The organism is Desulfatiglans parachlorophenolica (genome assembly GCF_055394735.1).
This window is the reverse complement of the sequence record NZ_AP042460.1, coordinates 15,057-37,462: the sequence shown is the minus strand read 5'-3', so window position 1 is coordinate 37,462 and position 22,406 is coordinate 15,057. Positions and strand designations below refer to the sequence as shown.

15 protein-coding genes are annotated in these 22,406 nt (G+C 58.2%); 3 read left to right on the top strand and 12 right to left on the bottom strand.

The window, feature by feature from the left end:
• Positions 1-94: 94 nt before the first annotated feature.
• The 10 genes from cls to fdhF form a co-directional block, all read right to left on the bottom strand.
• Positions 95-1,543, bottom strand: coding sequence for a cardiolipin synthase (gene cls / locus ACZ500_RS00150; protein WP_464230516.1), 1,449 nt, complete (start codon positions 1,541-1,543; stop codon positions 95-97).
• A 587-nt stretch (positions 1,544-2,130) separates the two neighbouring features.
• Positions 2,131-2,922: a sugar phosphate isomerase/epimerase family protein gene (locus tag ACZ500_RS00145; protein ID WP_464230515.1), complete on the bottom strand. Its 792-nt coding sequence runs from the start codon at positions 2,920-2,922 to the stop codon at positions 2,131-2,133.
• Positions 2,923-3,068: 146 nt separating this feature from the next.
• Positions 3,069-3,692 (bottom strand): FmdE family protein, encoded by a 624-nt coding sequence (locus ACZ500_RS00140; protein WP_464230514.1) that lies wholly within the window; start codon positions 3,690-3,692, stop codon positions 3,069-3,071.
• A 94-nt stretch (positions 3,693-3,786) separates the two neighbouring features.
• A complete protein-coding gene (locus tag ACZ500_RS00135) occupies positions 3,787-4,620 on the bottom strand; it encodes a hydrogenase iron-sulfur subunit (protein ID WP_464230513.1) in 834 nt (277 codons plus the stop codon).
• A gap of 51 nt (positions 4,621-4,671) precedes the next feature.
• Positions 4,672-7,731 (bottom strand): FAD-dependent oxidoreductase, encoded by a 3,060-nt coding sequence (locus ACZ500_RS00130; RefSeq protein WP_464233128.1) that lies wholly within the window; start codon positions 7,729-7,731, stop codon positions 4,672-4,674.
• A 127-nt stretch (positions 7,732-7,858) separates the two neighbouring features.
• Entirely contained in the window at positions 7,859-7,999 is a 141-nt protein-coding gene (locus ACZ500_RS00125; protein WP_464228439.1) for a hypothetical protein, read from the bottom strand.
• A 160-nt stretch (positions 8,000-8,159) separates the two neighbouring features.
• Positions 8,160-9,311 (bottom strand): (Fe-S)-binding protein, encoded by a 1,152-nt coding sequence (locus ACZ500_RS00120; RefSeq protein ID WP_464230512.1) that lies wholly within the window; start codon positions 9,309-9,311, stop codon positions 8,160-8,162.
• Positions 9,312-9,346: 35 nt separating this feature from the next.
• A complete protein-coding gene (locus tag ACZ500_RS00115) occupies positions 9,347-9,877 on the bottom strand; it encodes a 4Fe-4S dicluster domain-containing protein (protein WP_464230511.1) in 531 nt (176 codons plus the stop codon).
• Positions 9,837-11,852 carry an aldehyde ferredoxin oxidoreductase N-terminal domain-containing protein gene (locus ACZ500_RS00110; protein WP_464230510.1) on the bottom strand — a complete coding sequence of 672 codons (2,016 nt, stop codon included), beginning with the start codon at positions 11,850-11,852 and terminating at the stop codon, positions 9,837-9,839. The genes ACZ500_RS00115 and ACZ500_RS00110 overlap by 41 nt, the downstream gene beginning before the upstream one ends.
• 947 nt (positions 11,853-12,799) lie before the next feature.
• Positions 12,800-15,565, bottom strand: coding sequence for a formate dehydrogenase subunit alpha (fdhF, locus tag ACZ500_RS00105; RefSeq protein ID WP_464230509.1), 2,766 nt, complete (start codon positions 15,563-15,565; stop codon positions 12,800-12,802).
• Positions 15,566-15,879: 314 nt separating this feature from the next.
• Between fdhF and ACZ500_RS00100 the strand changes: the two genes are divergently transcribed.
• Positions 15,880-16,215 (top strand): hypothetical protein, encoded by a 336-nt coding sequence (locus ACZ500_RS00100; RefSeq protein WP_464230508.1) that lies wholly within the window; start codon positions 15,880-15,882, stop codon positions 16,213-16,215.
• An 83-nt stretch (positions 16,216-16,298) separates the two neighbouring features.
• Here the strand turns inward: ACZ500_RS00100 and ACZ500_RS00095 are convergent, their stop codons facing one another.
• Positions 16,299-17,411, bottom strand: a complete 1,113-nt coding sequence (locus ACZ500_RS00095; RefSeq protein WP_464230507.1) for a tocopherol cyclase family protein — start codon at positions 17,409-17,411, stop codon at positions 16,299-16,301.
• Positions 17,412-17,534: 123 nt separating this feature from the next.
• Positions 17,535-18,818, bottom strand: a complete 1,284-nt coding sequence (locus ACZ500_RS00090; RefSeq protein ID WP_464230506.1) for a metallophosphoesterase — start codon at positions 18,816-18,818, stop codon at positions 17,535-17,537.
• A gap of 572 nt (positions 18,819-19,390) precedes the next feature.
• Here ACZ500_RS00090 and ACZ500_RS00085 point away from each other — a divergent pair.
• Both ACZ500_RS00085 and ACZ500_RS00080 read left to right on the top strand, forming a co-directional pair.
• A complete protein-coding gene (locus tag ACZ500_RS00085) occupies positions 19,391-20,434 on the top strand; it encodes a hypothetical protein (protein ID WP_464230505.1) in 1,044 nt (347 codons plus the stop codon).
• Between the two features lie 190 nt (positions 20,435-20,624).
• Positions 20,625-22,295 (top strand): vWA domain-containing protein, encoded by a 1,671-nt coding sequence (locus ACZ500_RS00080; RefSeq protein ID WP_464230504.1) that lies wholly within the window; start codon positions 20,625-20,627, stop codon positions 22,293-22,295.
• The last annotated feature ends 111 nt before the right edge of the window (positions 22,296-22,406 follow it).

Sequence of the window (22,406 nt, the reverse complement as noted above, 5' to 3'; positions counted from 1 at the left end):
GTATGGATTCCAGAACATCCGTTTCGGGAATCCTGCCCGACGCTATAGGAAATCAACCCCTGCAACAACCACCGATGCCGGCATCGTGCCATTTTCAAAGCAGAGGGCCAAACAATCTGCAGACGTTGTCGGCAAACCGGCGCCAGGAGGGGCGGGCGTTCCAGGGGCCGGGATCGAGCCGGTCGGAGTCCTGAAGGTAGCTGTCCTGAAGATCGCGCAAATGCCGGGTGAAACCGCGGTCGTAGACCAAGAGAGAGATCTCCGAATCCAGCCAGAAGCTGCGCATATCGAGATTGACCGAGCCGAAGACGCTGATCGCCCCGTCGATGGTCAGACTCTTCGTATGCAGGAGCCCGCCCTTGAAGAGTGCGATCCGGACCCCGGCCGACATCAGATCGTCGAAGTGGGCCGCGCTCGCATGGCGGACAAGCAGCGAATCGTTCCGGGCCGGGATGATCAGGGTCACCGCGACGCCGCAGAGGGCGGCCGTCTCGAGCGCCGTCAGAAGCGCATCGTCGGGGACGAAATACGGTGTGGTCATAACGAGCTCGCGCTCCGCGCCATAGACGGCCTTGAGCAGCAGATGGTGTATCGCCTCAGCCTGAAAATCCGGACCTGAAGGCACAACCTGGATCACCGACGAACCGTCGCGGCCGGAATATCCCCGTGCACCCGCAACGGATGGCGGCTCAAAGGCTGCGCCGGTTTCGACCGACCAGTCGAAGAGAAACACGCCATCCAAAGAGGCTGCGGCTGGTCCGGTGATGCGCACCATGGCGTCAACCCATGCCCCGACGCCCGCCGCCTGTTTGAAGAAGCGGGGATCCACCATGTTCTGACTGCCGGTGTAGGCCACGCGCCCGTCGATCACGGCGATCTTGCGATGATTGCGCAGATCGGTTCGCGTGGCGAGCGCCCGCACGAGTCCTGTCGGCCAGGCAGCCCTGAAGTCGACGCCCGCACGGCGCAGCCTGCCGGCCTGAATCCCATCCAGGAACGCCTTGCTGCCAAGCGCATCGGCGAGCACCCGGCACCGCACCCCTCGCTCGGCCGCTCGGATGAGGGCGTCCACAACGTCCTTTGCGCGACCGCTCCCCTCCCAGATATAGAAACAGAAATGGACCGTTCGCTCCGCCGTGTCGATGTCGCTGATCATATGGTCGAATACCGACTCGAAATCACTAAGGAGCAGCATCTCGTTGCCCGGCAGGGCGGGGGAACCTGTGGTCCGCTCGGCCTGGCGGCAGAGCGGCTCGCCCACAGGCTCGATCGACACAGGCGTCGTCTGCTCCCTGAGGGCCGCCTGCCATCGGACGAGTCGGGGCACGCCGGTCTGGATCCGCGCCGCACGACCCCGGCCCAGCCGCTTTTCGCCGAAGAGCAGGTAGACCGCCGCGCCTACCAGGGGTACGCTGAAAACCACCGCCAGCCAGGCCATCGCAACGCCTACAGGCGGCCGCCGCATGACCACGCGGATCGAAAGGCCCACAATGACAACCCAGTGAACCACCAGAACGACGGTGGAAATCATGTGTAGATTCATGCAAATCCCCTCGATTCAAGCCTGTGGCTTCAACACCTTTCATACACGGAACGCCGGATCGATTCAAGCCGGAACACCGACCGAGACCCTCAAGACCGGACCACACAAGGTTGCATGCAGATGGAGGGGTTTCAGGAAGATTTGTGCCCCGGGAAAAAAGCCGAGCGAAAAGTCAGGGAAAAGGAAAGACAGGTTTGCGATTCACACCCGGGGAAGAACACCTTCACGGGAGGGCGAAGGGCCCGGCTGCGGCGGTATCGGCAGACACGAGGCCGGCCTTCAGCATGAATTTCCGATTCGTGAAGCTCCCCAAGGTCATAGAGCAGCAGCGAGGGGCATGATACTGCAGAGACACGAACCGAGCGTCTTTTCCCTTCCCGGAATGCAAGCTGACTCGTGTTGGATAAGTATTTTCTGAGAGACTCTGTTAGGCAGGACAGGAACCACGTGCCATACTGACCGAGATTACAGACTCTAGAACCTTCTCCATAAGATAGCGGAATCGTCAATCCTTCCCCGGAACTGCAACATGCCGCCTAAAAGCCCCCTTTTTCATGCCAAAATGATGCGTTTAAGCACGGAAAACGCTATTTTTGTGCACGATCTCCCAACATATTCAACGTGTTGAATTGGTCCGACCCCAATTCTAAATAACGCATCAGCGCCGCTCGGGAGGACTCCACCATCTTCAGAAATCTAACCTCCAGGATGATCTTCGTGATCATCGAAAAATCGAGCATATCCAGGGCATGACGCCAATCGAGCGTCCCTTCTTCGAGACCATTGTGCTCGTCGCGCTGGCCCGAATTGTTGCTGGCATGTACGTAGACCACCCTGTTTCTCACTTCACGCAAAAACACGTCGATCTCGCAGCCGAGTTCGCCGCGTCCGCAGCCGTTGTTGAGATGCCCGAGATCGAGCACGTATCCCAGCTCCGGAAAACTTCCAAGGATGTCGTAAGCATACTCGGCAACCAGGATGCTGTTCGATTCATACAGCATCTCGACGCCGACATCCGCCGCATACAGCAGCACCTCCTTGAGGCGCTGCTTGTCCTCGGGAGAGAGGATTCCATCGTTCAAGTGGAACACAAGTTGCCGCGCCTCAAGAAAGCGGCACACATCGAGTTCTGCAGTCAATACAGCCAGGTTGGCCTTGGTGAAAGATCGGTAAGGCTGGAAAATGCCAGCCGTGGCGGAATGGATGCTCAGATCGAATCCCTCCAGGTACCGTTTCACTTTTTCCAGGAAATAGAGATTGAAATACAGTTTGGAGTTCCGCCGATTGATCTCGACGGCGTGGAATCCCAGATCGGCGATGTATTTGTACCATTTCGCCTCCTGGATGGTTTGCGTCGTAATGCCGACTACTGGGACCATTGGCTTTTCATTCCAAGGCTTGAGCATTCACGGGACGAACCACCCTATCCATCCGGAAGGGCGCCACCGCACACGGGATAACACACTCGAAGCGCCCCTCCGCCATAAAACGGATCATGGGACCGCCCGCAGGCGGCGGGGCATCTTCAAACGGCACGGCATTCGAGCGGGCACAAAACAGGGGTTTCGAGCAGCGAGGCCTCCATAGCCACGTACGGCGCCTCGCCCTGGCACCCTCGACAGATAGGGCCATCGGTGACAGGATAGGCCTCTCCGCAGACCATACAAATCTTGAAGCCCTTGCGCCGCCGCACCTTGATAAACTCCGGATCGAGCTGCACGGCCTGAAGGCTGCACACACCGGCCCCCGCAATCTCGATCTCCGCCATAAGGCGGACCGAATCCTGCTCCTTTTTCGGTTTGAGCTTGAAGTACCAGCTTTTCAATTCCGGCCATGCCTCCACTTTGGACGCATCGACATAGACACGCACCCCTCTGCCGCTCGATTTATCATAAAGGGCCAATGCATAGCGGCCCAAGTCGATCACCTTGAGCCAACCGTTGCCCGTGGTGCACGGAGTCAGCAGTTGGACCGCATCCGGCAGGCAGGCTCGGGTCTCGCACAGGGCGTCGAAAAACTCCCCCTCGGGCAGGTTGTCAAGCGCCAGGTTGACCATAAAACCGCCCAGCAAGACACCGGGGGCGATCGTTCCATGGAACCGGCGAACCGCCTCGAGATATTCATCGTAGGTATAAGGACCCATATTCATGAGAAATACTCCCATATTAAAAGGTCAATGGCAATCTCTTCTCTTGCGGGAACCAAGTCGATCTCTGATCGACCGGAAAAGGATGGACCACTGATCAACCTTTTGCCTTTCTGACGATTTTTCTCTGCTCTTCGGGGATCGGCGGGGGAACCGGTTCGCCGACAAGCTTCTGCACCGCGCCGAAGCGCGGGGGGCAGACCTCGAAGCAGGTCCCGCACTTGATGCATTTGTCCTGGTCGATGACATGGATCAGGTTCTTCCCACCGATGATCGCCTCCGCGGGGCACCGCCTGAAGCACGTCATACAGGCCTGGCACTTCTCCGGGTCGATGTAGTAGGACGCTACGTCCCGGAACAGCTCCTCGATCTCTTCCCGGGTGTAGAACCCTTCGTAGTCCGCCTTGTCCGTCAGACGGCGTTCGAGCTTGTCCCGCTTCACCACCTTGATATAGGGGACCAGCTTCCGGACCGCATCGAGCTTCTCCTTCACCTCCGCAGGGTCCAGGCCCTCCCCCTTGCCGATCGGGCCCAGTTCCTTGATCGTCCGGCTGAAATCCGTCATGTATTCGGCAAACGGAATCCCGTCCCCGGCCGACATGAACTTGATCCGGAGCCGCTCCGGGTTCAGACCGATATGCTCCATGATCCGCTTGCACAGCAGCACCATGCTCAGCGTATGGTAGTTCCCGTGCGTGATGTAATTGCACTCGCCTAAATGGCAGCCACCTATGAAAACCCCGTCCTGCCCGTTCGAGAAGGCTCTGAGCACAAACTCCAGATCCACCCTGCCCGAGCACATGACGCGAATCAGCCTGATCTCGTTCGAATATTGTAGCCTGGAAACTCCAGCCATATCAGCGGCGCCGTACGCTCACCAGTGGCATACAAACCCGAGCATCCTGGGTTTAAATTTGGCCCCTGCACTCATTCCTTCTCACCCCCTTCACCGCTCATCCCGGCTTCATCCGTTTCGATTATCCTACACATCTCCAACCGCCGCATCCATGGGTTGCAAAGCCTCTTCTTCCGGTATCGCCGCATCGATCTGGGTGCTGATCTCCTCATCGGTAAAGTGCTTCAGCCGGATCGCGCCCGTCGGACACGCCGCGTTGCACAACCCGTCCCCCTTGCACAGGACCGGGTTGACCACCGCCTTCGGCCCCTGGCGCGTGTCCCGGAACTCGATCGCGCCATAGGCGCACGCCGCGATACACGCCCCGCACCCCATGCACTTCTTCTCCTCCACCTCGCAGACCGCCCCCGACACCGTCACCACATCGTGCGAGAGCAGGGTCAGCGCCCGGCCCGCGGCCCCGTAGGCCTGGTTGATCACCTCCGGGATGTGCTTCGGGTAGTGCGCCGTTCCGCACAGATACACGCCCTGCGTCGAAAACTCCACCGGCCGCAGCTTGACGTGCGCCTCCTTGAAGAAATCGTCCGGCCCGAGCGATATCTTGAACTGCCGCGACAGATCCACTGCCCCGGGAGCGGGGATCACCGCCGCCGACAGCGCCAGGTAGTCCGCGTCGATCGCCAGTTCCTCCCCGAGGATCGGGTCGGGCACCACCACCCGCACCACCTTCCGGCCACCTTCTTCGGCCTCGCTCACCTGCGGCTTTCGCTCCGGCTCCCAGCGGATGAACTTCACGTCCCGGTTCGACGCCTCCCGGTAATAATCCTCCCGGAACCCGTAGGTCATCATATCCCGGTACAGGACATAAACATCCATCTCGGGGTTGAGTTCCTTCAGCTTCAGCGCGTTCTTGACCGCCTGGCTGCAGCACACCCGGCTGCAGTAGTTCCGGTCCTCCTGCCGGCAGCCGACGCACTGGATCATCACCACGCTCTGCGCACCGGCAAGGGCCTCGTCCCGGCGCGCGATCCGGTCCTCGAGTTCGAGCTGCGTCACCACCTGCTCGTTTTCCCCATAGAGATACTCGGTCGGCCGGTACTCGATCGCACCGGTCGCGATCACCGCCGCCCCATGGCGGATCTCCACCTCGCGCCGGCCCGTTTTCACCCGCGTCACGAAGTTCCCTACGTAGCCGGTCGCCTCCGTGATCTCCGCCTCCGTATAGACGTGGATCAACGGGTGCTGGTAGACCTCCCGTTCGAGCTCGTGCAGATAGGCCTGCACATCCAGCCCCTCCAGGGTGTAGTGGATCCGCCTCGCCATCCCGCCCAGATCCGCCTCCCTTTCGAGCAGATAGACCTCGTGGCCCTGTTTGGCGATCGACAACGCGCAGGTCATGCCCCCAATGCCCCCGCCGACCACCAGCGCCGCCTTGTTCACCGGCAGGTCGATCTCCTGCAAGGGCTCCAGCAGGCACGCCCGCGCCACCGACATCCGCGTGATGTCCTTCGCCTTCTGCGTCGCCTCTTCCTTCTCCTTCGAGTGGACCCAGGAGTTGTGCTCCCGGATGTTGGCCATCTCGTAGTAGTACTGGTTGATCCCCGCCTCCCGCAGCGTGTCCCGGAAGAGCGGCTCGAGCGTCCTCGGCGAGCAGGCCGCGACCACCACGCGGTTCAGCCCCTTTTCCCTGATCATGTCGGTGATCTGGTTCGCCGAGTTCGTCGCGCACGAAAAAAGCTGCTCCTGGGCATAGACGACGTTCGGCAGCGTCAGGGCGTAATCCACCACCGAGGGCACATTCACCACCCGGCCGATGTTCGCCCCGCAGTGGCACACAAACACGCCGATCCGCGGCTCTTCCTGTGAAACATCCTTTTCATCCGGGTAGACCCGCTCCGTCGTGAGCCTGCCCCGCCGGCGGTCCAGAAACTCCCCGCACTGCGACCCGGCCCCGCTCGCGCTGAAGACCGACTCGGGGATATCCAGCGGACCCTGGAACCCCCCGCTCACAAAGATCCCGGGCCGGCTCGTCTCCATCGGGTTCGTGGCGTGCGTCTCGCAGAACCCATGTGCATTGCACGCAATCCCGAACCTTTCCGCGATCGCCTGCGCATCCACCGGCGGGTTCAACCCGACGGAGAGCACCACCATGTCGAATTCCTCTTCCTTCACCCCCTCGTCCGGCGTCGCGTAGCGGAGGAAGACATTCCCGGTGACCGGATCCTCCCGGACAATCGATACATAGCTCCGGATGAACCGCACCCCCGGCAGCTGCGAGGTCCTCTCGTAGTAGCGTTCGAAATCCTTCCCGTACGAGCGCACATCGTTGTGGAAGATCGTGCACTCCGCATCCGCGTCGTGATCCTTGGTCAGGATCACCTGCTTCTGGGCGTAGGTGCAGCAGACCGCCGAGCAGTAGCTGTTGTCCCCCGGCGTGACACGCCGCGAGCCCACGCACTGGATCCAGGCGATCTTGTGCGGGTGCTTCTTGTCCGAGGCGCGCAGGATCTCCCCCTCGTATGGACCGGTGGCGCACAGCAGCCGCTCGAAATCCATACTGGTCACGATGTTCTGCATCCTCCCGTAGCCGTATTCATGCTTCACGCCGGGGTCGTACGGCTCGAGGCCCGAGGAGAGCAGGATCGCCCCGACCTTCACCTCCCGCTTCTCTTCCTTCTGGTTCAGGTCGATCGCGTTGCTCTTGCACACCCCTTCGCAGATCCGGCACTTCTTCTCTTTCAGATACAGGCAGCTCTCATCGATATAGGCGATCAGCGGGATCGCCTGTGCAAAATAGATGTGAACCGCCTTGTTCTCGGAAATCTCCTGATTGTATCGGTCGGGATACTGCACCGGGCAATACTCCGCGCAGGTGCCGCACCCCGTGCAGTTCTCCTCGATGATGTACCGGGGCTTCTTCCTCAGGGTCACCCTGAAATCCCCCGCTTCCCCTTCGACTCGGTCCACCTCGGTGTAGGTAAGGACCTCTATGTTCGGATGCCGGCCGACCTCGACCAGTTTCGGGGAGAGAATTCACATCGAGCAGTCGTTGGTCGGAAAGGTCTTGTCCAGCTGCGCCATGTGGCCGCCGATGGCAGGCGACTTCTCGATCAGGTACACCTTGAATCCGGCCGTGGCCAGATCCAGCGAGGCCTGAATGCCGCTGATCCCGCCGCCGACAACCATCACGTCCCCGAAATCTCCCTTGCCGAGACCCTTGCACAGGTATCGAATCTTCTCTTCCAGCACGTGTTCTTCTTTTTCCACTTTTTCACCTCAGCAGATCGCTTGCGGCCCCCGGGCAGGGGCCTTCTCATCTGCACTGAATCGTTTCCGCCGGGAAGGCCGCGCCCCGGCCCTTCTCCTGCAGGACTGCAAATCGTCTCACTTCATCCGGAAATGATTTGCCCGTAAAATCCCGGTTTCCAGGCCGGAAAGGAGGATTTTTCTTCACACCCTTCGGGTGCTCAGTCCCACCGCTTCGCGGCGGGTCCCAGTTTGGCCAAGATCAAGGAAACCCAGCGGTTGCGCGAAGGCGTACGACCGGTACGCCGCACAAGCAACCGCGCAGGTTGACGCCAAGATTGGGCAAAAACACCCTTTCCGGCCGGAAACTACATCACTTCCCGGATGATCTCGGTAATATCCTTGACCTCCAGTTTCTCCGTCACATCCAGCGTCAGCCGGCTGTCCTCGAAGTTCGCGATGCAGTAGGGGCAGGCCGTCGCCAGCACCTCGGCGCCCACGTCCATCGCCTGCTCCAGCCTCAGGTCCGAGAACCGCTCCCCTTTCGGCGTCTCCATCCAGATCCGGCCCCCGCCCCCGCCACAGCACAGGCTGTCGCTCCGGCAGTCCGCCATCTCCACCAGTTCGAGGCCCGGCACCTTTTTCAGCACCTCCCGCGGCGCGTCGTAGATCCCGTTGTGCCGCCCGAGATAGCACGGGTCGTGATACGTCACCCGCTTCGGGTACTCCTTTTGGATCGTCAGCCGCCCCTCCTCGATCAACTGGTGCACAAACTCGGAGACATGGATCACCTCGAAGTGGACGCTGAACTCCGGGTACTCGTTCTTGAAGGTGTGGTAACAGTGCGGCGAGGAGACCAGGATCTTCTTCACCCCGCTGTCGATGAAGGTCTTGATGTTCTCCTTCGCCAGGCGTTTGAACAACTCCTCGTCCCCGGTCTTCCGGATGCTCTCCCCGCAGCAGTTCTCCTTGCTGCCCAGGATCCCGAAGCTCACGCCGGCCTGGTTCAGGATGTCGGCCGTGGCCTGCGCCACCTTCTTCAACCTCGGATCGTAGCTCGGATAGCAGCACGGAAAATAAAGGACGTCCATCTCCTCGGTAAACGCCTCCACCGAATGGCCTTTCGCCCAGTCCGCCCGCTTCTTCCGCTCCTCGCTCAGCGGATTGCCTTCCCCCACCAGGCTCGCGCTCACCGTCCGGATAGCCTTCACGGAGGTCGGGAACACCCCGTATTCCGTCGCCACCCGGCGCAGGGCAATCCCGGACTCGATCTGTTTGACGTCCCTCGGACACTGCTGCGAACACCTCCCGCACGTCGTGCAGCGCCAGATCTCGTCGCTCTCGATCTCGGTCATCCCGAACGCGGCCTGGCGGACGATCTTGCGGATGCTGAAATTCCGGACCCGGTTCCACGGACACACCGTGTCGCACAGACCGCACTGGAAGCACCGCTTGAACGCGTCCCCCCCGTTCGCCTTGATGACATCGATAATTTCCTTATAATCGGCTACCGCTTCCACTGTCTTTTTCTATCCTCTTTGCTTGCCTTTAGTTCTCAGGGCTTCAGGGACATCCGGGTCAAGGTATCCACGAGCTTGTCCAGTCCGTATCTGTCGGCCAACGCCTCCAACCCGACCTCCAGCGCCTCCTGCGGTTCGCCCTCTTCGACCTCCTCTTCCCGCTCCTCGAGGATCAGAACGTCATTCAGACACCACTCGACGCAGAAAGGCTTTTCTTCGCCTTCGCACATGTCGCATTTGAGCGGAAGACCGGAATCGGGCTCTTTGAACAGGTCTCGGGATGGGCAGGAGGCCCTGCAGAAGGCGCACTCGTCGTACTCCTTCCCATCGATCACGTACTTGTCCCTGCCCATGCACTCGGCCGGGGTATACTCACCTGCAAATACAGGAAGCCATATATCCCTAAAGGGGTCTCGAATCACCTGAATACGCGACCGCGCAGGATTATTGCTGCTGTATTGGGGCTGAGCGTGATAGTAGGAGCAGACTACCTCGCAGGCCCGACAGCCATTGCACTTATCCGCATCAACTTTTATTGTCTTGATCTTCTTTTTGATCTTGGCCATTTTTTAATATTCCCCTTTTTTCAAGATCTTCTGCAACATAATCCAAATCCAGTTCATGCAATCTCTCTTTAGTGGGAACACCGTCCATATTCCAACCCTTGAATTTGTAATAGGTTGACAGCAGTTCTTCTTCCAGTTCAGGATATCTGTGTTTCCAATGGTCTTCAGGCGGCTTCTCATCCGCCCGCGACATACCCCTCCTGATGTTAAACGCCCTGTGCAGATTCCGGCTTCTGTGAGCTATTTTTTTTAATCCTTCTTCATCGAGGTCCATCCCCGTCACTGCTGAAATTATTTTCGGGTAATTGTGGATATGATAGGGAGGCTTCAGGCAAAATGAGCCCATACCGGCACATAAACAGAGGGCATCATCTATGTTGTGAATTGTCTCCATCCAATCAACAATTTCACTGCACATCTGGGGGGTCGGGTAATACGGATTTGAATTTTCTCCACGCGGTTCCCAGTCCAAGAAATATTGCTTGAATTTTTCATTCGGGAGCTGGGGCCAGTCCTCAACAAAGGCCTCCCTGTCTTCTCGTTTAGGAAAAGCCGCTTGGGGCCAGTTCCCTTCCATCTGGGTAATACTTATCTTTTCATTGGTGGCATACATAAGATAATAAAGAGGATCCAGCATACCCAGCTTGATATTCATCTGCTCGTGTTTCTTGACGGTGTTATGATCATATTTTTCCGCCCCTTTGCCGATCTTACGGGCTGCATAGTAAGTTCCGTCCGCCAGGATATCGCCGATTCCTTCCCGCCGAGCAAATCGGTCAAGCAACCAGAAGAACCTCCCCTCTTTATCGGATGGGCATGCTTCGTAGGTGGAAGTCCCCGCAAAATCACTATCCGTCAGGATGCCCGCCTCATACAACTCAACAGCAAACGCCAAAATCTGGGGGGTTGAGAATGAATCTACCCCGTACTCAAAAGCACGCTTGGCAATTCTAAACCCAAAACCCAAATCGTCTACATAAGCTCCCATCAGATAGGCCAGTTTTGAAAAGCACTTCATCATGAATCTCGGAGTGTCTTCGTATTCGATCAACCCACCGCATTGCGTCGGACAGTTAAAACAGCTAATCAAACGCTTTACCGCTTTCAGCTGAGTCTCTTTCCAGCTCTTTTCTATTTCCTCGGTCCAGAAATTTTTTCGCCGCTGTCGGGCATTTCCCCATGCGAAGCTCTCTGTATGCCACTTCTCATCTGTATGTTTCATCTCAGCTGGAGAACCAATCCCGGATAGAATGGTCATGACTCCCGGGAGCGGATTTTCATTCCGGAACTTGATGTATTTCATCACCTCCCGCATATGCTCAAGGAACTCCGCGCCACGGGCTATGTTAACGTCTTTGGTCCCACGAACAGCTATTGCCTTGATCTTTTTATCGCCCATGATGGCGCCGCCCCCGCCTCTGCTGGAGCTTGATCTTCCCTGCTCGATGGAAGCCACGAAGACCCTATTCTCACCTGCCGGACCTATAGCCGCCACCTGGGCCCTCGGCTCATTCAATTCTTTTCGAATCAACTCCTGGGTTTCGAGTCCCCCTTTACCAAGCAAATGTGATGCGTCGCGTATTTCAACTTTATCGTTATTTATCCATATGTAGACCCAATCTGGAGACTTATTGCTAAAAATAACCTTGTCATAACCTGCATATTTAAGTTCAGCAGCCCAAAATGCGCCCATCATTGGGTATGCCAACAACCCTGTCTGAGGCGAAATAAAGGTCACGATAGTACGATTCGCGCTGAAGGCAGGTGTGCCCACCAAAAGACCTGCACTGAATATCAGAACGTTTTCGGGATCGAACGCCTTGACCTCGGGCGGAACCCTGTCCCACATCAACTTGACGCTGGTGCCCAGTCCACCCAGATGAAGCTCCATCAACTTCGGATCGGTCTCCACCCGCTCTATGTTCCCCGTCGCCAAGTCGATTTCTAAATTGTACCCCGTTTCTGCGTATCTCATGTTTCACCCCTTCCTGCCCCACTGAATATCGATCGCGCAGGATATCCGCTGTTTCTTGCCTGACACGAACACGAACAAAACCAGAGCCTTATATTTATATCAAAATTGATATAATGTTCTGCCAAAAAAATGCCGCAAAAAACCAGCGGCGAAAGTCGTCTCTTGTCGGGAAGCGGCCCATCATGGATTCGGCGCCCTAAACCCAAAGCGAGGGCATTCGATTCCGCTTGAAACCATCATTCGAGGGGGCGACCTTCCGATTCTCCCGCCCCTCGTGCTGTTCTGCCCTCGATCCCTCGATCGTCAGGTCTGCTAAACCGGCTTCCCCGCCGTATCTCACCGATCAGAGCGCAACGGCGGATTCTCCAGGCCCACGCATTGTCCACACAACCGGCGTCAGGGCCTGGTCTGTCCTGGTTGACGCGAGCTCAATCGGACGCTGCAGCACTCCCTTCAAAAGCGCAAACACCCCATTGATGTGACTACAATATAATTATATTGTAACTAAACATAAGTTAGGCATATATGTCAATAAAAAAGAATGCCGCAAAAACATTTTTCCTGCAGCATTTTTTCTGGAGACATCGAGCGTCCGTCTGTACGGGCCTCAACGGATGAAAACACACACCGGGCATGAAGCCGGTTCCAGGTCGGCACATGGAATCGCTCACGCTTGGGACCCAACGTCTCGCAGCTCTTCCTGAACCAATTTTCCCGAATGAAGGTTCATTCGGCCGGACCGGCTTGCAGGGCTAAAAAGCCTGTTTTTCGAGTTTGCAAGGAACGTCTGTCATTCCAAATGATGCGCCCCGGGGGGGTTCGATCCCGGGGCGCATCGCGGGTGAGGGGACCAACCGTTCATTCCCGGGAAAGGGAAACGGCTGTCAGGAAAATCTTCACTGTTTCCAAAGAGGGCACTCTATGCCGTGGACGGGTTTCTCTCTGCGTCAAACCTTCTCGACCTGGACGGCACAGGCCTTGTACTCCGCGGTGAGTGTTTCGGGATCGTAAACCGGGTTCGTAAGCCAGTTGGCGCACCCGTCCCGAAAATGAAACGCCATCCAGACGAGCCCCTCAGGCACCTGTTCGGTGACCTTGGCCTTGACGTTGACCTGCCCCCGCCGCGATCGGACACGGACCGTATCTCCGTGCCGCACGCCGAGGCGCTCGGCGTCTATGGGGGAAATATCGGCCGTCTCTTCCCCGAGGAGATCGTTCAACCCGCCTGAGCGGCCGGTCTGGGTACGGGTATGGTAATGGTAAAGGCGCCTGCCCGTGCTGAGTACGAACGGATAGTCCTCATCGGGGGTCTCCGCGGGCGGCGTCCAATCGACCGGCATAAACTGACCCAGGCCGCAGGTAAACTGACCGTCCCGATGCAGAAAACAGGTCCCGGGGTGTGAGATGTTTGGACACGGCCACTGCAAACCGTCCTTCTCGATCCGCTCGTATTTGATCCCTGCAAGAGCCGGGGCAAGCTGGGAGATCTCGTTGTCCCACAGCTCCCGGCCGCCGCCAGATGCCCACTCGTGCCCCATACGCTTTGCGAGTTCGCGAAAAATCCACCAGTTGGGCCGGGCGATTCCGGGCGGCGTGCTCACCTTGCGCACACGGCTCACACGACGCTCACTGTTGGTGAAGGTCCCGTCGTCCTCGCTCCACGCCGCGGCCGGGAAAATGACATGGGCGAAACGCGTGGTCTCGGTGGGGAAGATATCCTGACAAACCAGGAATTCCGCCGAGGCGAGACAATGCTCGACATGGCGGATGTCCGGCTCCGTATTCGCCAGGTTTTCACCAAAAATATAGAAGGCGCGGACGGACCTATCGATCAGGCCGTCCATCATTTGCGGGATCATCAGGCCGACCTTTTCCGGGAGCTTCTGGACCCCCCAGGCCTTTTCGAACCTGCTCCGGGCCGCAAGGTCGACCACCTTCTGGTAGCCCGGGAACACGTTGGGCAGCGCCCCCATGTCACAGGCCCCCTGGACGTTGTTCTGCCCGCGCAGGGGGTTGACACCGGCGCACTCCTTTCCGAGGTTGCCGAGCAGCATCTGGAGATTGGCGCAGCTCATGACGTTGTTCTTGCCGCAGGTGTGCTCGGTGATCCCGAGGGTGTAGCAGAGCATGGCAGGCTTGACCTCGGAGAGCATGCGGGCGGTCTCCTCGATCATGCCCTCCGAAACCCCGCAGATCTCCGCGGCGCGCGAGGGAGGATACTCCCGGACTTTTTCCTTGAGCGCGTCGAAACCCACACAACAGCCTTGGACAAAGGCCTTGTCATAACCTTCGTCCCGTATCAAGATATGCATCAGGCTGTTCAGGAACGCGATGTCCGTACCGACGCGGATGGGAACGTGAAGGTTCGCGAAATCCACCAGCGAGTGTCTGCGGGGATCCACGACAATCAGTTTGGCCCCCCGGTTCACCGCGTTCTTGACGAAGGTGGCAGCCACGGGATGGGCCTCGTTCATATTGGAGCCGATAACGAGGAAACATTTCGCACGCTTGAACTCCTCGAACGAGTTGGTCATGGCCCCCGATCCAAACGATGTCGCCAGCCCGGCGACGGTCGGGGCGTGTCAAGTCCGCGCGCAGTGATCGATATTGTTGGTGCCGATCACCGCGCGGAAGAGCTTCTGCATCTGATAGGAATCCTCGTTGATGCTGCGTGCGCAGCTGACCCCCGCGATGGCGTCCGGACCGCTTTCAGCGATGATCGCCTTGAATTTCCGGGCCACCAGATCCAGGGCCTCGTCCCAGGAGGCCTCCCTGAAACCGTCTCCTTCGCGGATCAGCGGCGACTTCAACCTTTCCTCGGAATAGATGAAATCGTACCCGAAACGACCCTTGACACACAGGCGCCCCTTGTTGGGCGCGCCCTCTTCGACAGCCGTCACCTTGACGATGCGGCCGTCCTTCACGTGCAGCCACTGCTGGCATCCGACACCGCAATAGGGACAGGTCGTCCGGACCTTGGTCTGCTCCAGCGGTAACCCGAGCCCCAGGGCCTTTTTTTCCACAAGGGCGCCGGTCGGGCAGACCTGCACGCATTGTCCGCAGAAGACGCAGTCGCTCTCGTGGTACGGCCGGTCGCCTTTTGTGACGATCTTGGTGGCCGCACCTCGGTAACCGAAGCTGATGGCGCGGTTCACGACGAGTTCGTTGCAAGCCGCGACGCAGCGGCCACACAGGATGCAGCGAGAAAAATCCCTTACAATCAAAGGGTTTACAGTCTCGATTGGATAGCGGTTTTCAGGGGGTTCGAAGGCGCCGGGTCTTGCACGGTACTCGATCGCCAACTCCTGCAGCCGGCAGTTTCCATAGGCGGGGCACAGGTCTTTATGTTCATCCGGCTCCATGGCCTGCAGCTGAAAGTCGGTCCAGTTGTCCAATGGTTGGTCCAGGACCAGACAGTTGTGGTTTCCGGAGGCCAACAGAAGCTCGATATTGAGACGCCGCGCCTCGATCACACGCGGCGTATGGGTCCTGACAACCATTCCCGGTGCAGCAGGGGTCGAACAGGCCGTCACGAGACTGGGAGCCCCCTCCACCTCCACCAGGCAGATGCGGCACGCCCCTGTCGGCGTGGTATCCTCGAGATAGCACAACGTCGGGATCTCTACGCCGTTTTCTCTCGCGACTTCGAGGATGGTCGCCCCCGGCTTGAAAGGGACCTCTTTACCATTCAGTGTAAAAAATGCCGAAACCATGAAACGCCTCCAATCCGATGAATTTCAGCTAAGACACGGGCAATGAACCCTCCGCCGGAGAGGATCCCCGCTGTTTCGAAAGGGGTCGGGTCGAGAAGAAATATATATCAATGCTGATATATGTCACAAGCGATATATCTGTCAAGCCACGTTTTTGCACGATCTCCAAAAAAATCGTTTCGCTCCTGAATCAGGCTGCCGCCGATGCCCTCCCGTTCAAGAAGGTCCTGCGCCTCGTGTCCCTTCTGCACCCGCCCCTTTCCGCTGGAGAAAGCAGCGTGCAAATACAACATCAAGATAGTATCCATCCGGAAATGGTCTTTTTTGCCAATCTCGGCGTCAATCTGCACGTTTGCTTGTGCGGCGACCACCAGGTCGCCTCCGCGCAAGCGCTTGATTTCCTTGATATTGGCCAAAAATCCTCATTTCCGGATTGGAAACTGGGTTCTATAAGAAAATCATTTCCGGATGGACACAAGATAACATATGAATCGGCCCCATCACCCCCAGAAGGAGGAATGGGACAAGGGATCCAAAACGAAACACCTCGTCGCACAGAAGCAGCGGGGCAACCCTCGGGTCGGTTTATTCCATACGCATCCCCCCGGATCCGGCCCGGTGATTCCACAGGTTTTGGACCATCAAGCTGAAAGACCGGTTCGTAAGCTCGACTCCTCAGCGATCGCTCTCAAAAACAGTGGAATCAGCGTTCAAGAACAGACGGGCGGGAGTTTCAAGGAGATCCGCGCTCCGAACGGAGACCTCCAAGATTCCCGAATTCCAGAGCTGCGTTCCGTAAATGACGTCTTTCCACAAGGCGAAACCCTTTGGGAGTTCGCCGGTAAGCTTCCAGTCTGACGCAGGCCGAAAAGGATTCGATCCCACCGGGTTCAAACCCGGCGGATGTCGGGACGGATACCGTGATGAAACTGTCTTTGGGAACAACCGCTTGCAGCACAAGCCTTCTCAGAGGATCCTGCGCCGTAATTCGGAACCATCCGGCCTCCGGCTGGATCCGTGTGCTGAACAGGACCCCCGGCCTGGCCGCACTGAACTCCCATGAAAGGAACTCGGACTGATAGGCCAGGAACCAGGCTCTTAAAGGCCGTCCCTCGATCATCACCTTCCCGCCGGCGACAGCAAAGCGACAGGCGTTGTCGGAACCGATACCCTGCGCCCAGACCCAGGATGGTGGAAAGACCTCACCCCAATTGGATTCCTGATGGGCATAGCCCGTCCCCGAAATACTGTGCCGGACATCTCCGTCCCAGACAGAACAATGGTAATCCGCCGCAGATCCAAGGGTGTAAACCAGCCAGTGCAACGGAACAGCCGATATAAACTCAACCCAGCCTTCTGGCCCGGCCGAAGGCAAGGCCGGGTTCCATGGCAAACGTTCCCCGTCGAGCGCAACCTGAACCTCAACCCGCTCCGGGATACGTATATCGATCCAGTCGTTGGAGATAAACCCGAAACCCTCGGCCTGCCACTCGAATATCGTCCACTCCTCGCTCAGCGGGTCATCCAGGCCCTTCTCGCGGTGAGCCCTGAAACCGGATTTCGAGGGGTAAGACTCGAAAATTCGGGTACCGGCCCTATCGTGGATAATGACAGCCAGATATCCAGGGCCCTCCGCCGGTAGTCCAGTGCCCCCGTCCATAACCTGCGTTGCTCCAATGACAGCCAGAGAAGACAGTCCGTCACGATCCACGACGCGGGTATACCAACCTCGAAAAGAACCGTTCTCACCGAGTACGTACTGTGAGGGCCTTTCCGACGCATCCAAACCGAGACAAGAAACGGCCAGAAACGAAAAGGCCAAAAGGCAGGATACAACTCGGTGCATAAAACCCCCTCCTGCATCCATTGCTGGAAGTTGAAATCAGGAGCGAAACGCCTTCAAAAGGAAGGTCCTATCCACGTATTTCTCCTGTTTTCCCCAGTGTCCTTGTTTCCGGCTGATCCGGTCTCAGGCATACGCTGCATTCAACGTACCCGTATATCTCGGGGAGATCTCTCCATGAAACCACAAAGACACGGTATACGATCTATATCCCGGGTCGCCCTCGCGAATTTCCACCTCCACCCAGGTGATGGGTTGGGAATCGATCCATGTTCCCGTGTTGACATAAAGGGTTTCGACCTCTCCGGCACGGTATTCAAAGGCAGCCCGGTGTGTATGCCCGAACAGGACGATTCTTGGAGCGAAGGGATAGTGGTCTTTGATAGCGTCGGGCATCTCGAACAAGAGCCGGGCCACGTGATTCAGGTAAAGGTCGCTCATGACGGCCTCATCGCTGCTGACGATGTTCTGACGTGAAGGCCAGCCACTGAAAATACCGCCGTAAATCCATTTGACAGCCGCTACCAGGGGATCCCGCAAAAACCCGTCCACACCTTCCATAACGTATCGGTCCCACGCACGGTATCCCATCACCCGGTAGATTGCGGTATAGAGCGCCCGGATGAAGGCATCGTCGATCGGCCCGCTTTTATCCTGGCGCAGGCTCGCACCGGTGCGATCCTCCTGCATGGTTTCAAGCACCTGACCCGGCGCTTTCAAAAATCGGCGGAGCAGCTCGGGCGTGGTGACGCGTCTTCCCGTACCGAAGGATGCGGAGGCAGCCAATCTGGAGATAAAGTATCCCAAGGGCAGGTGACCGTCCGGCCGACTCCAGACATCGGGTGCGTTGAAAAGGGAATAGCGGTGGCCGTGCTCGGCCCAGATCACGTTGTCGCGCGAGTAAGCACCCAATCCGGGGGGGTCCGAAACAATCGTCATTCCGGGAAAAACGCCGCTGATGAGCGTCTGGTTATCCAGTTCGCAGGAGAGCAGGTCGTGGTTGCCCGTCACATAGACGACATGGAGGGCCGGGTTCAGACAGAGCGCCTGCAGGGCGGGAACCACGCCATTTGCGTAGTTATCCTCGAAAACATCGGCAAGGCTGTGGGGAGACTCTTCCACAGGCGAAACCCAGTCGTCGAGCATATCACCCAGGATCACCAGTTCGGATACATCCTCCCGCTCGTTCAAATCCTTGAAGAACTGCACCAGATGCGGGGCATGCGCGGAAAACCAGGAGTAGGGCGCATCGACATTCAAATGGAGATCACTGATGAAAACCAGCTTGCTCCTTCCGGCAGCGCCAGCCTTAGCCGGACTCCAGAAGGCGGAGGCAACACCGCTCCCGCCTGCCAGTGCAGCCGCCGCACCCCCCATGGCCATACTCTTCAAGAAATCGCGTCTCTTCATCGTATGTTCCTCCCGACCGCACCAAAACAGTCCGTATGAGTTGTCAAATCAGGTAAACCGACATTTCCTGTCCAACCGGTTACAAAGCTTGCATCTTCCCTTTGAAAAAGCAAGCTTTCACAAAGTGTTTTCCTGCCGAAAAGAGGGGCCATCTTGGGGGTTGCCCGGCCTCTGCACACGGCAGATCTTGGGCGGAAGCGGACCGCATCGGTTCGACGGCTTGACATTATCAGGGGCTTATTTTATAAGCTTCTGTGCTTGGGCGGGTTTATCGAAACCATCCTCCTGTCATCCGCAGCCAAACAAATATAGCTTTCCCCCGGCAAGGCGAATAAAGCGGATTTTTCGCATCGTTCTGCAAGATATGTTGCTCAGGTGATTTCCGGAGATTCGCCCTGCTACATTCGAAAGGGCTTGAAAGAACATATCACCCCGAACCTTCTCAAACCTCCACCGAGGACCTTTCGAACAAGAGCAAATCAGGTAAAGCCGGTTTAAGAAATTTGTGGCTGAATCGCATTTTCGACCTTGAAAGAACACGCAGCGGGAAACCGTTTGACAAAGAGGATGGGATGAGCACGGACACAAACAACACATTGGATATCGAGCCGGGCCAGGACTGGGATGTATTCCCATTTCAGCCGCAAGATGCCGAAGGGGTGTCACGTCTATTTCGTTCGGTTTACGGCGAAGGATATGCTGTAAGGACGTACGTCGAACCGGGCCTTCTCATTGCCGAAAACGCCGCCCACCGGGTCATATCCAGCGTCGCCAAGACCCCCAAGGGGGATGTCGTCGGGCATACCGCTCTCTTCAACAGTGCGGCCCATCCCGGGACCTATGAAACAGGTGCCGGCGTGGTGCACAACGCTTATCGGGGGGGAAAAGGAATCTTCACCCGCATGGTGGTTCACAACATCGAGGTCGCCAAGCAATTCCCTCATCTCAATGCCGTCTTTGGCGAACCGGTCTGCAATCATGTCTTCAGCCAGAAATTGACAGACAAGGCGGGCTTTGTCCCTCGGGCGCTCGAGGTCGATCTGATCGGGTCTTCGATCCATGAAGACACGGCCGGCGCAACCGGCCGTGTCTCGGCGTTCCTCGTCTTCCGGACCTTTCGCCCGAGGCCCCACACGGTCTATCTGCCGGCCGTCTATCGGGATGAACTCGATTTTCTGTACGAAGAACTGGACGACAGCCGCGACTTCCGCATCTCCGAACAGGGCATCCCCGAGGGCTCGGTTTCTGAAATCAGACCGCAGATCTTCGATTTCGCGCGGGTCGCGAGAGTGGCGGTTCATGAGGTAGGAGAAGATTTCGCCTCCAGGTTGGATCATCTGGAAAAGGAACTGCTGCAACGTAGCATCCAGGTCAATCAGATTTGGGTGAACCTGGCCTGTCCATGGACGGGACAGGCGGTTGAAATCCTGCGGGAGCGCGGGTATTTTCTGGGCGGCCCCCTCCCCCGCTGGTTCGACAGCGACGGGCTCTTGATGCAGAAGATCCTGAGGCGCCCGGATTGGGAGGAAATTCAGGTTCTCAACGGCCACTATGCGGAAATTCTCAGCCGGATTCGGGCGGACTGGGAGCGCAGCCTTGAAGCCGGGAGCGACTGAACACGCCCGCAGCATCCTCATCCGAATCAATCCGGTTCACGCGCCGCTCAGGTTTCGGCTCCATGCGTTCGGCCGGTTTCGTTCCAGGCGGTGATCCACAAAATGTCGACGATCCCGCGGGCTGCCCCGCAATGACTTCTCACGTCCCGGCGTAGACAACGGCTGCGTGAGAAACACGTAAGGAGGTCCTATGTTCAATACCAGGATGGATGCGATTCTGCCTGCTCTCGGCCTGCTACTTCTCACCTTGGCCGCCCCCGCCGCTGCAACCGAACAGGACCAGGAGCTCCTTTTCATCCTGGACGCCTCCGGTTCCATGTGGGGACGGGTGGCCGATCGAACCAAGATCGAAATCGCCAGAGAGGCGCTGACCGGCGTTTTGATGAATTTGCCGTCGGGCACCTCCGTCGGGCTGATGGCCTACGGACATCATCGGAAGGGCGATTGCAGAGATATCGAATTTCTGATTCGTCCTCAGGCCGGCACCCGGAATGAGGTGGCCGCGGCGCTCATGGAGCTGATCCCCCGCGGCAAGACCCCCATCGCCGACGCACTGAGCCAGGCAGGCGAATATCTGAAGAAAACTGAAAAGCCGGCCACGATCGTTCTGGTAAGCGACGGGATCGAGACCTGTCAGGGGGACCCCTGCCGGGTCGCCGAGGCCTTGGCGGCTTCCGGGGTCAAACTCAAGATATTTGTTGTAGGCTTTGACGTAGGCCGGCATGAGCTTGCCCAACTGGAGTGCGTCGCCCGTAAAGGCGGAGGGCGATTTTTTCTGGCGCAGGATGCCGGTTCGCTGGTCGATGCCTTGACCGTAATCCGGAAACACGTCGTCGAGTCCGCTCCCTTGGCCGAAGCACAACTCGCATCGGCACCCGGATCCCCGGAAAGACCCAAGGCGGAAACCGAAGCTTCCTCGACCACAAAGATAAAGATCAAGGGCCCCGGAACCATTCGGCTCAAGCCGGCCCCCTGGGTCCGGATACCGCCCCGCACCTGGTCCCTGATCGATGCAGAAAGCGGAGACACAGCCGGAGAGGGTACGGGCGAAACCATCCGCGTCAAGGCAGGGCTGTATCAAATCGTTTGGCGGCAGACCGAGCATGACTCCGGTCCGGTGGCCCTGACAGAAACGATCCCCGTAGAAAGCGGCGAAACAACGGAGGTCCCTTTGGATACCGGCCTGCGCCTGACGGCTCCGGACAATCTCGCTGCCCCCCGCTACTGGCGGCTTCTCGATGGAGACCAGAAGGTGGTGGCCCATTTCAGCGGCAGCCAGGCCTTCGCCCCCCAGTTGGTGCCGGCCGGGGGCTATCGACTCGTCTGGCGGCAAACCGAACACGGAAGCCCGGATGCGCCTCTCGGCCCCGTAGAAATAGCCACCGGTAAGCTGAAGGAGATCGTCCTCGATACGGGGTTCGTCACGACCCTTCCCGAATGGCTCGAGGCACCCTACGCCTATACCCTGCTGGCTGCGGACGGCGCCTCATACACCTTCCGGGAGACCGGGGTCCTCCCGTTCGCTCCGGGGAAATATCGGCTGGTCTGGCGGCAGACCGAACACGGACACAGCCCTGTCGAGTGGGGGACGGTCACCATCACGCAAGGGGAGTATTCCACTCTCCCCATCAACTCGGGGGTTTCCATCACGCCCTTCGGGGACAAACCACCCTATCGTTTCATCTTCCGGAGCCTCGACACAGAAAAATCTTACGTCCTGCAGGAGAGTTTCGGCCCCATGCCCCTGCCCCCCGGCCGATACGCAATCGACCTGCATGAGCGCCAACACGGCGCTTCTCCTATCCCGATCGTGGACGAACTCGACCTGAAAGCGGGGACACTCTTGGGGTTGGAGATGTAACCACCGAGGGGGCACTGCAAAAAGGGACGCTGCAATCAGCGTCCCAGCCCCGTCCATTCGGCTTCTCCGGTCCAAAAGGCACTGCCGGATCACACCGTCGTCTTTTACGTG